The sequence below is a fragment of the Mesorhizobium sp. M2E.F.Ca.ET.209.01.1.1 genome (assembly GCF_004010375.2).
Lineage (GTDB): Bacteria > Pseudomonadota > Alphaproteobacteria > Rhizobiales > Rhizobiaceae > Mesorhizobium.
The window spans coordinates 346857-360734 of record NZ_SADP02000002.1 but is presented as its reverse complement, the minus strand read 5'-3'; the positions used below and the strand labels follow the sequence as shown (position 1 = coordinate 360734).

At 65.1% G+C, this 13878-nt stretch carries 14 protein-coding genes; 4 read left to right on the top strand and 10 right to left on the bottom strand.

Features of this window, described 5'->3' with window-relative positions; translation table 11 throughout:
* Positions 1 to 75: 75 nt before the first annotated feature.
* Together EN852_RS05160 and EN852_RS05155 are read right to left on the bottom strand one after the other, a co-directional pair.
* A complete protein-coding gene (locus EN852_RS05160) occupies positions 76 to 1233 on the bottom strand; it encodes a YbfB/YjiJ family MFS transporter (RefSeq protein ID WP_246694178.1) in 1158 nt (385 codons plus the stop codon).
* A gap of 222 nt (positions 1234 to 1455) precedes the next feature.
* Positions 1456 to 1656, bottom strand: a complete 201-nt coding sequence (locus EN852_RS05155) for a hypothetical protein (RefSeq protein ID WP_127875502.1) — start codon at positions 1654 to 1656, stop codon at positions 1456 to 1458.
* Positions 1657 to 1753: 97 nt separating this feature from the next.
* Here EN852_RS05155 and EN852_RS05150 point away from each other — a divergent pair, with 97 nt between their 5' ends.
* The 3 genes from EN852_RS05150 (at position 1754) to EN852_RS05140 (ending at position 4424) form a co-directional block, all read left to right on the top strand.
* A complete protein-coding gene (locus tag EN852_RS05150; protein WP_127875503.1) occupies positions 1754 to 2668 on the top strand; it encodes a LysR substrate-binding domain-containing protein in 915 nt (304 codons plus the stop codon).
* 126 nt (positions 2669 to 2794) lie between these two features.
* Positions 2795 to 4051: an aminopeptidase gene (locus EN852_RS05145; RefSeq protein ID WP_127875504.1), complete on the top strand. Its 1257-nt coding sequence runs from the start codon at positions 2795 to 2797 to the stop codon at positions 4049 to 4051.
* 22 nt (positions 4052 to 4073) lie between these two features.
* Entirely contained in the window at positions 4074 to 4424 is a 351-nt protein-coding gene (locus EN852_RS05140; protein WP_127875505.1) for a DUF488 domain-containing protein, read from the top strand.
* A gap of 217 nt (positions 4425 to 4641) precedes the next feature.
* Here EN852_RS05140 and EN852_RS05130 read toward each other — a convergent pair whose 3' ends face one another.
* Positions 4642 to 4989 (bottom strand): ArsC family reductase, encoded by a 348-nt coding sequence (locus EN852_RS05130; RefSeq protein WP_127875506.1) that lies wholly within the window; start codon positions 4987 to 4989, stop codon positions 4642 to 4644.
* A gap of 186 nt (positions 4990 to 5175) precedes the next feature.
* Positions 5176 to 5529, bottom strand: coding sequence for a SnoaL-like domain-containing protein (locus EN852_RS05125; RefSeq protein WP_127875507.1), 354 nt, complete (start codon positions 5527 to 5529; stop codon positions 5176 to 5178).
* A gap of 198 nt (positions 5530 to 5727) precedes the next feature.
* Here EN852_RS05125 and EN852_RS05120 point away from each other — a divergent pair, with 198 nt between their 5' ends.
* A complete protein-coding gene (locus EN852_RS05120; RefSeq protein WP_127875508.1) occupies positions 5728 to 6441 on the top strand; it encodes an SOS response-associated peptidase in 714 nt (237 codons plus the stop codon).
* A 471-nt stretch (positions 6442 to 6912) separates the two neighbouring features.
* Here the strand turns inward: EN852_RS05120 and EN852_RS05110 are convergent, their stop codons facing one another.
* The 6 genes from EN852_RS05110 to EN852_RS05085 are packed head-to-tail and all read right to left on the bottom strand — an operon-like array spanning position 6913 to position 13867.
* Entirely contained in the window at positions 6913 to 7890 is a 978-nt protein-coding gene (locus tag EN852_RS05110) for a 2-dehydropantoate 2-reductase (protein ID WP_127875510.1), read from the bottom strand.
* Positions 7890 to 9416 (bottom strand): acyl--CoA ligase, encoded by a 1527-nt coding sequence (locus tag EN852_RS05105; RefSeq protein WP_127875511.1) that lies wholly within the window; start codon positions 9414 to 9416, stop codon positions 7890 to 7892. The genes EN852_RS05110 and EN852_RS05105 overlap by 1 nt, the downstream gene beginning before the upstream one ends.
* Positions 9417 to 9459: 43 nt before the next feature.
* Positions 9460 to 11046, bottom strand: a complete 1587-nt coding sequence (ggt, locus tag EN852_RS05100) for a gamma-glutamyltransferase (protein WP_127875512.1) — start codon at positions 11044 to 11046, stop codon at positions 9460 to 9462.
* Between the two features lie 21 nt (positions 11047 to 11067).
* Positions 11068 to 11868: an ABC transporter permease gene (locus tag EN852_RS05095; RefSeq protein WP_127875513.1), complete on the bottom strand. Its 801-nt coding sequence runs from the start codon at positions 11866 to 11868 to the stop codon at positions 11068 to 11070.
* Positions 11865 to 12788, bottom strand: a complete 924-nt coding sequence (locus tag EN852_RS05090) for an ABC transporter permease (RefSeq protein WP_127875514.1) — start codon at positions 12786 to 12788, stop codon at positions 11865 to 11867. The genes EN852_RS05095 and EN852_RS05090 overlap by 4 nt, the downstream gene beginning before the upstream one ends.
* Entirely contained in the window at positions 12785 to 13867 is a 1083-nt protein-coding gene (locus EN852_RS05085) for an ABC transporter ATP-binding protein (RefSeq protein WP_127875653.1), read from the bottom strand. Before EN852_RS05085 ends, EN852_RS05090 begins: the two co-directional genes overlap by 4 nt.
* Positions 13868 to 13878: the final 11 nt, after the last annotated feature.

Genomic DNA, 13878 nt, shown 5'->3' with positions numbered 1-13878 from the left:
CGGCGGGCATAAGGTCACACATTAGCGGGAAAGAAAATGCCCTGCCCGATGCCCGGCATCGAACAAGGCCGCAAATCATGGCGATTTTGGCGCGGCCGCCCAGGCAATCACGCCGGAGGCGAGCAGCGCCGCCGCCGCCATGATCGAGGCCAGGGTATAATTGCCAGACGCCTGGGCAAGCAGGCCGGCGGCGATCGGGCCGACGATCTGGCCAAGACCGAAGGCCGCCGTCATCAATGCGAAGATGCGGCGCGGCGATTGCTGCGCGAGCTGCCTGCCAATCTGTATCCCCAGCGCGGTGATGGCGATGAAGGTGCCGCCGAGCAGGACGCCGGCGATCAGCGGTCCGGCAGCGCCCTTGACGACGACGCTGGCGGTGACGCCGACCACCTCGATCAGGCAGGTGACCGCATAGGCGGCATAGCGCCCGATCCGCCCGGCCAGCTTCTGCCAGAACCAGGTCGAAGGAAAGCCGGCGAGGCCGGCGACCATCCAGACGCTTGCCTCGAAGACGCGGCTGCCGCCACCCTGGCGGACAATGGCGATCAGAAACGTCGCCGTCACCACATAGCCGAAGCCGAACAGCCCGTAGGCGACGATCATTTTGGTCAACGACCTGTCGCTGGGCAGCGCCGGCTCGCGGCCGGCAACGCCATTGGCTGGCCTGGCGGAGCCGGCAAGCAGCGCGACCAGAAGCAGGCCGGCCAGCGAGATCGCTCCCGACCAGAGCCAGCCCGCGCTCCAGTCGGCATGCTTGGTTACCAGGATCGCCAACAGCGCCGAGGATGCCGCGATGCCGAGGCCGACGCCGCCGAAATGCAGCGCCTGCAGATCGCCGCGGCCGGCTTCGGCGAGATGGCTGAAGACGATCGAGGACATGAACACCATGACGAAGGCGCTGGCGAGGCCGGCGAGGAAACGGATGACGAGAAAGGCGGCCATCGTCTCGCTCACACCCATCAGACCGGCAAGCAAGGCGCTGGCAGCGAGGCCGGCGAACATCAGCATGCGCTCGCGGCCATGCGCCCAGCCGCCCGCGGCAGCCAGCGCACCGACGAGATAGCCAAGGTAATTGGCGGAGGCGATCCAGCCGGCATCGGCCGGCGTCAGATGCAACGCCTCCATCATGCCGGGCAGGATCGGCGTATAGACGAAGCGGCCGATGCCCATGGCGACGGCGAGCGCGACCATGCCGGCAAAGGCGAGACGCAAGGGAGATGGAGAGGCGTTCATTGCGGCGCACAATAAGTGCGTGCGCCCGCGAAACAATGCGCTTGCGTTGGGCCAGCCAGGACGTAGACGCCCCCTCACCCAGCCTCCGCTTCGCTCGGCTGACCTCTCCCCGGCGGGGAGAGGAGCCTGTCAGCGCCGGCGCCACCTCTTCTCCCCCGTGGGGAGAAGGTGGCCGCGAAGCGGCCGGATGAGGGGGAGCGCCGCCGAATAGGCGAACAACCTTCAGCGGCCAGCCGCACCCACCGTCTCGTATGCGGTGCGGCCGGCGGTCAGCCGGAACGGCATGTCGCCGAGCTCGCGCTCCGACATGGTGTCGAGCACGGGATGCGACAGCGGATCGGTGACCCAGCGGGCGATTTCTTCCTCATCGCGCGCCCTCGCCTCGGTGCCGGAAAACCCTTTCAGCAAAGATAAAATCTTCATGGGACAATCTCCTGCCTTGAGGCTGGTCGAGCTAAATTCTGGCTTTTACCATCGGGTTTCAATTGAGATTTCGGCCCGTACGCTTTAGAAAAACTGAATGGCTATGTTGAACCGCGTCCACCTCAACGGCCTGCGCGCCGTGGAAACCGTCGCCCGGCTGGGATCGCTGGCGGGAGCGGCCGCCGAGCTGAACGTCTCGGTCAGCGCCGTAAGCCAGCAGGTCAAGCGCACGGAAAAGCAGCTGGGACAGGCGCTGTTCGAACGCACGCCGGGCGGGCTGGTGCCGACCGAGTTCGGCGCCGCCTTCACAGCACGGCTGAGCGCCGGCTTCCGCGAACTTGCGCAAGCCGTGGCGCTGGCCGACGAGGCCAACGAGTGCACGCTGGTCGTCTCGGTGGCGCCGGCCTTCGCCTCGAAATGGCTGCTGCCCCGGCTATCGCGACACTTCACGCGGCATCCGAATGTGCTTTTGCGCATCGACGCCTCGGCCAGGATCGCCGATCTCGACCGCTCCGACATCGATATCGCCATCCGGCTTGGCGACGGCAAATGGCCGGGCGGGCGCGCCGAGCTTCTGCTTGCCCAGGAAGTGTTTCCGGTCTGCGCGCCGTCGATCGCGGCCAGGCTGCACTCGATCGAGGATCTGGCGCAGACCTGCGCCATCACCGACGAGCGGGCGATGTTCAGCTGGGACAGCTGGTTCGAGGCGGCCGGCGTCGAGCCGGTCACCTTCCAGAAGGGCGCGCGCTTCACCGATCCGATGCTTTGCCTGGAATCGGCGATCGCCGGCCACGGCGTGATGCTTGCCTGGCAGTTGCTGACCGCCGACGCGCTGGCCGACGGCCGACTGGTCGCGCCCTTCGGGATCAGGGCCGCGAGCGGGCTCGGCTACTGGCTGGTGACCTCGGCCACCAAGAGCGAAAGCCGCAAGGTGCGCGACTTCAAGGCCTGGATCCGCGAGGAGATCGAGGCGACCATGGCGCAGTTCCGGGCGCTCGACAGCGCCGCATGAAAGCTGCGCACTTTTCGATAACGCGGTCCGTCATGCTTGAGAGCAGGCCCAGTCGATCGCGGTGGAAAGGCCAACCGCAGCGGTCTATGTAAGGATGAGAACCCCAACATAACGGTAGGCAGGATCATGACCACACATTCGCGCGGCGTCTCGGCAAGCATCGACCCGGTGAAACTCGACAGGCTGGCCGAAGTCGCCATCAAGGTCGGGCTGCAGCTGCAGCCCGGTCAGGATCTGGTGCTGACCTCCTCGATCGCGGCGTTGCCGCTGACGCGGCGCATCGTCGAGCACGCCTACCAGGCGGGCGCCGGGCTGGTTACGCCGATCTTCAACGACGACGAGATCACGCTGGCGCGCTTCCGCTACGGCGCCGATGCCGGTTTCGACCGCGCCGCCGGCTGGCTCTATGAAGGCATGGCGAAGGCGTTCTCCGATAATGCGGCGCGGCTTGCGGTGCGCGGCGATGATCCGTCGCTGCTTTCCACGCAGGATCCAGCCAAGGTGGCGCGCGCCAACAAGGCGAACTCGATGGCCTACCGGCCGGCGCTGGAGAAGATCACCGGCTTCGACATCAACTGGAACATCGTGGCCTACCCCGAGCTTGCCTGGGCAAAGCAGGTGTTTCCCGGCGAGACCGACGATGTCGCGGTGGCCAAGCTCGCGGACGCGATCTTCTCGGCCTCCCGGGTGGACGTCGAGGATCCGATCGGCAACTGGAAGGCGCACAACGCCGCCTTGGCCGAACGCACGAAATGGCTGAACGAGCACAATTTCCACGCCCTGCATTTCACCGGCCCGGGCACCGACCTGACGGTCGGACTGGCGGAGGGCCATGAATGGATGGGCGGCGCCTCGACGGCGAAGAACGGCGTCACCTGCAATCCGAACATCCCGACCGAGGAGGTCTTCACCACGCCGCATGCAAGGCGCGTCGAGGGCCACGTCTCCTCGACCAAGCCGCTCTCCTACCAAGGCACGCTGATCGACGAGATATCGGTGCGCTTCGAGCGCGGCCGGATCGTCGAGGCCAAGGCCTCGAAGGGCGAGGACGTGCTGAAAAAGGTGCTTGACACCGACGAGGGCGCGCGGCGTCTGGGCGAGGTGGCGCTGGTGCCGCATTCCTCCCCGATCTCGAAGAGCGGGCTTCTGTTCTTCAACACGCTGTTCGACGAGAACGCCGCCTGCCACATCGCGCTCGGGCAGTGCTATTCGAAGTGCTTCGTCAATGGCGCTTCGCTCAGCCAGGACGAGATCGCGGAGCGCGGCGGCAACAAGAGCTTCATCCACATCGACTGGATGATCGGCTCGGACAAGATCGACATCGACGGCGTCGCCAAGGACGGCAGCCGCGTGCCGGTGATGCGCAAGGGCGAGTGGGCATAAGCTCCTCGCCAGCGGAGGTGTGATGGCCTTCGACATTGCGGTGAAGCGTGTTTACGAACCGCCGGCGAAAGCCGACGGCCAGCGGGTGCTGGTCGACCGCATCTGGCCCCGCGGCGTCGCCAAGAAGGACGCCGCGCTGACGCTCTGGCTGAAGGAGATCGCGCCGAGCGACGATCTGCGCAAATGGTTCGGGCACGAGCCGCTGCGCTGGGCCGAGTTTCGGAAGCGGTATCGGGCGGAGCTTGACGCGAATGGCGAAGCGGTGGCGCAGCTGCGTGGCTTGTTGCGCGAAGGCAAGGTGACGCTGCTCTACGGCGCGCATGACGAAGCGCACAACAATGCGGTGGCACTGGCGGGGTACCTACAGGCGTAAAAGTTGAGATGCTGGCGGGACAGCGCCCCCCTCTGTCCTGCCGGACATCTCCCCCACTTGGGGGGAGATTGGCAGTTTCGGCGCCGGCGCCAATCCTGCAACGTCGGAGATTGGCGAAAGTCGGCGCGAGGGCTGATCTCCCCCCTTGTGGGGGAGATGTCCGGCAGGACAGAGGGGGGCGCGAAGGAACGCGGCCTAGGAAACTTACCCCTATTTCCTATTTCACCGCCTCCTCATAAACCTCCGGCTTGAACCCCACCAAAACCCGCTCCCCCACCTCCAGAACCGGCCGCTTGATCATGGTCGGCTTGGCGAGCATGAGCTTCTTCGCCTTCTTCTCGTCGAGCCCTTCCCTGTCCTTCTCGGGCAGCTCGCGAAAAGTCGTGCTGCCCTTGTTGAGCAGCTTTTCCCAACCAACCTTGCCGACCCAGCCATTCAGCCTGTCAGCCTCGATGCCCTCGGCGCGGTAATCGTGGAAACGATACGGCACGCCGTGGCTTTCCAGCCAGACGCGCGCCTTCTTGATCGTGTCGCAGGTGGTGATGCCATACATGGTGATGGACAATTCAAGCCTCGGTCGGATGGGGTTGCGAATCCGACAAAACCCTAGGCCTGCACTACGCGCTTTGCCAGCGGAACCGAGCGAAGACTATTTGAGATGCCGACATGGCGGTCGGATGTCATCCGGGCGCCATGCCCGATTTTCAAATCCTGCGGCGAAAGAAGCGGGATACCACGAGGCCGATGGGCTTCAATAATAGAAGCGCTCTTCGCTGATCTTGCCGTTCTTGACGGTGTAGAGGCCAACCTCGTCCATCTTGACGCGTTCGCCTGTGGATTTGGGCGTCACGTCGAAGCTGAAGCGCAAGGCGAACTGATCGCCATTGACATAGGGACCCTCGACCGAACCACCATGAACCTCATGGTTCGCTTCCCACCACTCGCTCTTCTGCTTGACGGCCTCCTTGCCGTTGCAGACGGCCATCGGACCTTCCATCGCCTCGTAGCTGACGATGTTGTCGGCATTGTATTTCGCGGCGGCAGTGTGGCTGTCGCCCTGTTTGAGCAGTTCGGTGAAATCCTTGGCAATGTCGGCAGTGGTCATGATTTCCTCCCAGGGGTTGGACCAGACATCAAGTAGGAACCGATCGTTCGCCTGCCACTGCGGGGCCGTTTCGCAGGTGACAATTCGTGTCAGGATGGCGATGCCGCGCCATGAGAGATCAACGATTCAGTTCCCGCCAGCGTCCGTCGGTCATATTTTGTTTCTGGATTGCGAGCGATCGCTGGGGCATCCTATGGCATGTGCAACCTCTACAACATCACCACCAGCCAGGACGCAATCCGCGAGTGGACGCGCGCCATGCGGGACATCATGGGCAACCTTGAGCCCTCGCTGGACGTCTATCCCAACATGCCCGGCGCAGTGGTCCGCAATGCCCCCGATGGCCAGCGCGAGCTTGCCAAGCTGCTGTGGGGCATGCCTACGCCGGCAGAGCGGGTAAAAGGCAAGGCGGACTACGGCACCACCAACATCCGCAATCCGCAGTATGGCCATTGGCAGCAATATGTTGGCGTGGAGAACCGCTGTGTGGTGCCCGTCACAAGCTTCGCTGAGCCGAGCCCCACGCCCAACGACAAGGACCCAGAGACAGGCATACAGCGGAACTACTGGTTTGCCCGGAGTGAGGACCGTCCGCTGTTTTTCTTCGCTGGCATGTGGACACGCTGGCAGGGGATCCGCAGGGTCAAGGACGGGCCGGGAGACTTCGAGCTTTACGGCTTCCTGACGACCAAGCCGAACGCCCTCATAGCGCCCATCCACGACAAGGCCATGCCGGTGATCCTCACCACCCGGGAGGAAGTTGAAACCTGGCTCACGGCCCCGTGGTCCGAAGCGCGGCACATGCAGCGGACAGCCCCCGACGACGCCTTGGTGATTGTCGAGAAGCCGGCCACGCAGATCAAGTTTCCGCATGCCGGGGATGCGGCGGGTGGCCAAATGTCATTACTTTGACCCGGCTCTGACCCGGCGAGGAGATGATCTATCAATCTTTTTCATCTCGCCAGATCACGCGCCGAACCATACGCACCCCCACAAGGCGCCTCACGCATATCTTCACGCCCTGCACCGCGCAGGGCAGCAGGATATCCACATCGAACTCCCGCCGCTTGCAGCGCTCGCACCGCATGTGCCGCTCGACGTCCCAGAACGGAATGTCCCCCATGAGCTTGAGGAGATCTCCGGGGAGGTAGTGGTGGGTGATGTTGCAGTTGATGCAGCGGACGCGGATTAACTGCCCGATTTCATGGGCTCGACTCAGTGTCTGAACGACGCGTCGGGTTCTGCTGCTGGGCTCCGGCATGGCCTACGAAATAGGAAAATGTTCCTCGCGGAGTCAATTCAAGCTAGACCCTTTTGTTCCGTTTTTGTTCATTGTGGCAGTTAGAGCTATCGGAGTGAGGGAGCTTCAGGACCGGCGTTCCTCTAATAACACCCGCGCTCGATCGCCAGCCGCCGAACCAGCGCCAGCACGCTGTCGATGGTCGGCGTCGGCTGGCCGGTCAGGCGGCCGAGCTCCTGCACGGCCGTGACCAGCGCGTCGATCTCCATCGGGCGGCCGCGCTCGAGATCCTGCAGCATCGAGGTCTTGTGCTCGCCGACATCGCCGGCGCCCTTGATGCGGCGATCGACGGGGATGAGGAAGCGCACGCCGAGACGCTCGCCGATCGCCTGCGCTTCCAGCATCATGGCGCGGGCGACGGCGCGCGTGGCTTCGTCAGCGACGATTGCCGCCAGCGTGCTGCCGGTCAGCGCCGAGATCGGGTTGAAGGAAAGATTGCCCCACAGCTTCACCCAGATCTCCGAGCGGATGTCCTCGCGCACCGGCGCCTGCAGCCCGGCCTTGACCATTTCGCGCGCCAAGGCGGTGGCTCGCTCGCTCTTTTCACCGGAAGGCTCGCCCAACGAAAAGCGCGTGCCTTCGACCTGGCGGATCAGGCCGGGCGCATCGACCTCTACGGCCGGATACACGACGGAACCGATGACGCGCTCGGGCCCGATGCGCTCCCAGATCGCCCCGCCTGGATCGACCGCATCGAGCCGGGTGCCTTCGAGGGCGCCGCCCGCCTTGTGGAAATACCACCAGGGCACGCCGTTCTGCATGGTGACGACAGCTGTCCCCTCGCCCAGCAGCGGTGATATCTCGTCAAGGGCCGGCGCCAGCGAATGCGCCTTCAGCGCCAGCACGACATAGTCCTGCGCGCCGAGGTCCTCGGCGCGCGCAGCCGCCCTCACCCGCGCGACTGTCTCGTTGCCGCCCTCGATCAGGCGAAGCCCATCGGCCTTGATCGCCTCCAGATGCGCGCCCCGCGCCACGATCGACAAATCGACCGAGCCGGCGATCGCCAGCTTGGCGGCGAGATAGCCGCCAATGGCGCCGGCGCCAAAGACCGTAATGCGCATCAGCCCAGCCCGAGCTTTGCCGCGAGCCCGATGCGCTGCAGCTTGCCGGTGGCGCCCTTCGGAATCTCTTCGAGGATCACCACCTTGCGCGGCACTTTGAAATCCGCGAGCCGCATCGCGGCAAAACCACGGATATCGGCCTCGCTGGCGCTCTGGCCTTCGCGCAGCACGACGGCGGACGCCACCTCTTCGCCGAGCTTGTCATGCGGCATGGCGAAGGTGACGACCTGCGCCACCGCCGGATGATCCATCAGCACCTCGTCGACCTCGAGCGGCGAGATCTTTTCGCCGCCGCGGTTGATGATCTCCTTCAGCCGGCCGGTGACGCGCAGGTAATTGTCCTCGTCGAGCACGCCCTGGTCGCCGGTGTGGAACCAGCCATGGGCAAAGGCGCTGGCATTGGCATCCGGGTTCTTCTCATAGCCTGCGGTGACGTTCGGACCGCGAATGACGATCTCGCCGGTTTCGCCGGCCTTGAGCAACCGCCCGTCCGGCGCCATGACGGCGACTTCCGGTCCGGCCGACGCACCGACGCTGCCGGGCTTGCGCTGGCCAGGCGGCAGGCGATTCGACGCCATCTGATGCGCGGCCTCGGTCATGCCGTAGGATTCGATCACAGGGCAGCCGAAGGTCGCCTCCAGCTCGGCCATCACCTGCGCCGGAAGCGAAGCCGAGGACGAGCGGATGAAACGCAGCTTCGCTTCGGCGAGTTGCTCGGGATTGCGGGCGGCGCGCGGCAGGATCGCCTGGTGCATGGTGGGTACGGCCGTATACCAGCTAGGCCTGGCTTCGGAGAGCCACTGGAAGAAACGCAGCGCGTTGAAGCCCGGTGTGCAGAAGACGCTGCCGCCGGCGGCGAGCGAGGAAAGCACCGCCGCGATCAGGCCATGGATGTGGAACAGCGGCATGATGTTGAGGCAACGGTCGACCGGCGTCAGGCCGAGCGTGGCGCCGATATGCACAGCCGAGGCGGCGAGATTGGCGTGGCTGAGCGGCACCAGTTTCGGGCGCGACGTGGTGCCGGAGGTGTGCAGGAGTAGCGCAACGTCGCCATCCTCGGCCAAGCCGGACGCGACCGGCGGAGCGACCGGCTCGCCCTCGATCGTGAAAACACCGGCCAGAGCGCCTAGGGGCACGACCAGACGAAGCACCGGGATGCCAAGGCGTTCGGCAACCTCGACCGAGGGACCCGCCTCATCCTTGCCGACGAGGATCGCCTTGACGCCGATATCGCTGAGATAGAAATCGAGCTCATCGGCGCGGTAGGCCGGATTGAGCGGAGCGGTGGAGGCGGCCGCCGCCACGGCGATGAAGACCGTCGCCATTTCCGGGCCATTCGGCAGCACGATTGCGACGCGGTCGCCGCGGCCGATGCCGAGCGCGTTGAGCCGCGCCACGGTATTGCGGATCAGGCGGCGCAGCCCGCCATGGGAAAGAGCTGCGCGGTCGGGCGCCAGGATCGCCGGCGCATCTTCGGCGCCGGCGGCAAGGCGATAAGCGAGATCGATTTTTTCTGTTCCGGTCATGGTTCTCGACTATGTTTCGAACGATCGGCCGATGTCCAGTTGCTCAATATCCGAGCGCGAGCCCGTCCTTGCGCGGATCGGACGCGCCGGTCAGCGTGCCCTTTTCCCAATCGATGAGCACCGCCTGTCCGCCGCCCAACGGGTGATTGGGCTCCACAACACGATGACCACGCCGGCGCAGGCCTTCGACGGCATCGGGATGCACGCTTCGTTCGGCTTCGACGACGTCGTGGTTGTAGAAGACGCGCGCCGCGTCAATCGCCTGCTGCGGGTCCATGCCGAAGTCGATCATGTTGGTCACGACATGCACGTGGCCGAAGGGCTGGTAGCCGCCGCCCATGACGCCGAAGGGCATCGCCGCGCGGCCGTTCCTGGTCATCATGCCCGGCATGATCGTGTGCATTGGCCGCTTGCCCGGCGCGATCGCGTTCGGGTGCTTAGGATCGAGGCGGAAGCTGGAGCCACGGTTCTGCAGCACGACGCCTGTCTTCGGGCCGACCACGCCGCTGCCGAAGGAATAATAGGTCGAGTTGATGAAGCTCACCGCGTTGCGGTCGCGATCGACGACAGAGATATAGACGGTGTCGCTGCCCGGCAGGTCGAGGCGTGGCAGATGCGTCATGGCGCGCTCGGGATCGATCGCGGCGCGCAAGCTTTCGGCATAGGCGCTGGAAAGCAGCGCCTGGACCGGCACGTCGACGTGATCCTGGTCGGCGAAGAACGCATCGCGATCCTGGTAAGCGAGGCGCCCCGCCTCGACCTCCAGATGCAGGCGCTCGGCGCCCTCGGGATCGAGCTTGCCGAGGTCGAAGCCCGAAAGCACGTTGAGCATCAGAAGCGCTGTCAGGCCCTGGTTGTTGGGCGGCATCTGGTGGATGTCGTGACCGCGATAGGAGGTTCTGACCGGGGTCCGGTAATCGCCCTTGGTCGCGGCGAAGTCTTCCAGCGTATGCAGGCCGCCGAGCGCGCGAAGTCGTCCGACCAGATCGTCCGCGACCGCGCCTTCGTAGAAGCCGGCGCGGCCTTTCCTGGCGATGATGCGCAAGGTCTCCGCCAGTTCCGGCTGGCGATGGATGTCACCCGCCTTGGGGGGCTTGCCGGCAGGCAGGAAGATGCGCGTCGCAACCTTGTCCGCTGACAGGTCGGTCTCGGGGTCGTGCCAGTCGAAGGCGACGCGGTCGTGCACGACATAGCCTTCTTCGGCGTAACGGATGGCCGGGGCGAGCGCGTCGGCCAAGCCCTTGCGGCCGTGGTCTTCCAGCAGCCGGCACCACGCGTCTACGGCGCCTGGAACGGTGACCGCGTGCGGGCCATGCAGCGGCAGCTCGCTGAATCCCTTGTCCCGGTACCAGTCGACGGTCGCGGCGGCGGGCGCACGACCCGAGCCGTTGAAGGCGATCACCTCGCCCTGCCCCTTAGGGCAATAGAGCACAAAGCAGTCGCCGCCGATGCCGGTCGATTGCGGCTCGACCACCGCCTGCACCGCGGCCGCGCAGACCGCGGCGTCCATGGCGTTGCCGCCGGAGCGCAGCATGTCGATGGCGGCAAGGGTGGAAAGCGGATGCGAGGTCGCGGCCATCGCCTCGGTGGCGCGGACCGGCGAGCGGCCGGGAAACTGGAAGTCACGCATGCTGTTTAAGGTATCCTTGAATCAACGTCCGCGGCCGAAAAGCTGGGCAGCGGACAACAAGACGATTGATAGCACGATCAGGCAAGTCGAAATGGCGGCGATCGTCGGATCGATCTGGTCGCGCAGCGCATTGAACATGCGCCGCGTCAGCGTCGTGGTCTCGCCGCCCGAGATGAACAGCGACACCACCACCTCGTCGAAGGAGGTGATGAAGGCAAACAGCGCGCCCGAGACGATCGAGAATCTTATTTGCGGCATCGTCACCTGGAAGAAGGCCGAGAAGCGGCCGGCGCCGAGGCTGCGCGCCACCATCTCCTGGTTCATGTCATAGGAACGCAGCCCCGACAGCACGGTCAGAACGACCAGCGGCAGCGCCTGCACCGTATGGGCGATGACGAGGCCGGTCAGCGTGTTGTTGAAGCCGATGCGGGCATAGAGGAAGAAAGTGCCGATGCCGATCAGGATGACCGGGATGATCAACGACGCCGTGAGCAGCGCGTTGATCAAGCCGGTCAGCCGCAGCGTGCGGGCATTGATGGCGTAGGCGGCCGCGGTGCCGAGCAGCGTCGCGACGATCGCCGTCATCACTGCTACCTTGACCGAGACGACGGTGGCGTCGCGCCATTCGAGGGAACCGAAATAGCTTTCGTACCAGCGCAGCGACCATTCCTGCGGCGGGAACTCCAAGAGCGAAGAGCCGGAGAAGGACATGATGACGATGATCACCGACGGGGCGATCAGGAACAGCATGACGAGGCCGCCGAGCGCGTAGAGCCAGAGGCGTTGCCGATGCGAGATCGGCAGGGCGTTTTCCATGCTCATCGCCGGCTCCAGACTCCGGTGGTGCGGGTGCCGAGCAGCCAGTGGAAGAGGCCGAGCAGCGCCAGCGTGACGGCGAGCAGCACGACGCCAAGCGCCGCGCCCGCGCCCCAGTTGGAATAAAGGCTGGTGGTCTGCTCCATGCGCATGGCCCACATGATCACCTTGCCGCCGCCCATCAGCGCCGGCGTGACGAAGAAGCCGAGGCAAAGCACGAAGACGATGACCAAGCCTGAAGCCAGGCCTGGCAGCGACAGCGGGAAGAAGATCTGCCGGAAGGTGGCGGGAGGGCTCGCGCCGAGATTCATGCCGGCGCGCAGGCAGTCGGTGTCGATGCTCTTCATCGAGGCGTAGAGCGGCAGCACCAGGAAGGGCAGCATGATGTGGGTCATGCCGATGACGACGCCGGCGAAATTGTTGGCGAGCGGCAGCGGCTGGCCGATGACGCCGAGATCCATCAGCCATGTGTTCACCAGCCCCTTGCGCTGCAGGATGACCAGCCAGGCATAGGTGCGCACCAGCACCGAGGTCCAGAACGGCAGGATGACGAAGGTCAGGCAGATGGAGGCAGCGCGGCGCGGCAGCTGCGACAGCATATAGGCCAAGGGATAGCCGAGCAGCACGCAGGCGCCGGTGACGGTGAAGGCCACCTTGAAGGTGGTGACGAAGGTCTTGATGTAGGACGCCTGCTCGAAGAAGCGCGCGTAGTTGGCGGCGCTGAGCTGACCGCTCTCATCGAACAGCGAGAGCCAGAACAGCCAACCGATCGGCACGATGATGACGGCGAAGACCAGGAAGAGCCCGGGCGACAGAAGCGCGAGCAGGCCGCGCGCTTCCCGCCGCGCGTCGGCGTCGAGCGCGTCGGCATTGAGCCCGCGATCGGGCCTGCCGACACGATCAAGACTGGCGGATACGAGGCTCATTGGTCGGCCACCAGCACTACGTCCTGCGCGTCGATGCCGAGCGTGATCGGCTCGCCCGGGGACGGCAGTTTCGCCAGCACGTCGGAGCGGCAATAGTCGCGCAACGTCACCTGCCGGCCATCCTTCAGCGTCGCGTAGCAGACGAAGCTGTCGCCCTGATAGATGACGTCGCCGACGGTCGCCGGCAGCAGGTTGACGCTGCCGGCCTCGTCGGCGTCGGCGACCAGACGCAGCTTCTCCGGCCGCACCACCATCAGATGCCGGCCAGTGGATGGCGCCGCATCGTTCATCCGCAACTTCCTGTCCTCGTACCAGACACTGCCATTGCGGCTCTCGACGGGAACGAAGCTGGACTCACCGATGAAGCCGGCAACGAACTTGGTGCGCGGCCTGGCGTAAAGAACTTCCGGCTGGTCGATCTGTTCGATGCGCCCGGCATTCATGACGGCGATGCGGTCCGACATAGTGATCGCCTCGCGCTGGTCGTGCGTGACGTAGACGGTCGTCATGCCGAGCCTTCGGTGCAGGTTGCGTAATTCGATCTGCATGTGCTCGCGCAGGCTCTTGTCGAGGGCCGACAGCGGCTCGTCCATCAAGACGATGCGCGGCTCGAAGACGATGGCGCGGGCCAAGGCCACGCGCTGGCGCTGGCCGCCGGAGAGTTGGTCAACGCGGCGCTCGCCGAGGCCTTTCAACTGCACAAGATCCAGCGCCCGCTCGACGCGTTCAGCCGTTTCAGCGGCCGGTACGCGGCGCTGCTTGAGCGGAAAGGCGATGTTGTGGAAGACGTTCATATGCGGGAACAGCGCATAGTTCTGGAACACCATGCCGATGTTGCGCTTGTGCGGCGGCATGGTGATGATCTCCTCACCGCCGACCTTGATCGATCCCGCATTGGCCCGCACAAAACCGGCCAGGATCATCAAGAGCGTTGTCTTTCCCGAGCCGGACGGCCCGAGCAGCGTCAGGAATTCGCCCGCCGCGACATCGAGGCTGAGATCGCTGAGGATGGAGACAGCACCGAAGCGCTTCTCGATACCGCTTATGCCGATGGGAAGCGCGGACTGCGCAAGAGACAAGAGCATCTCCT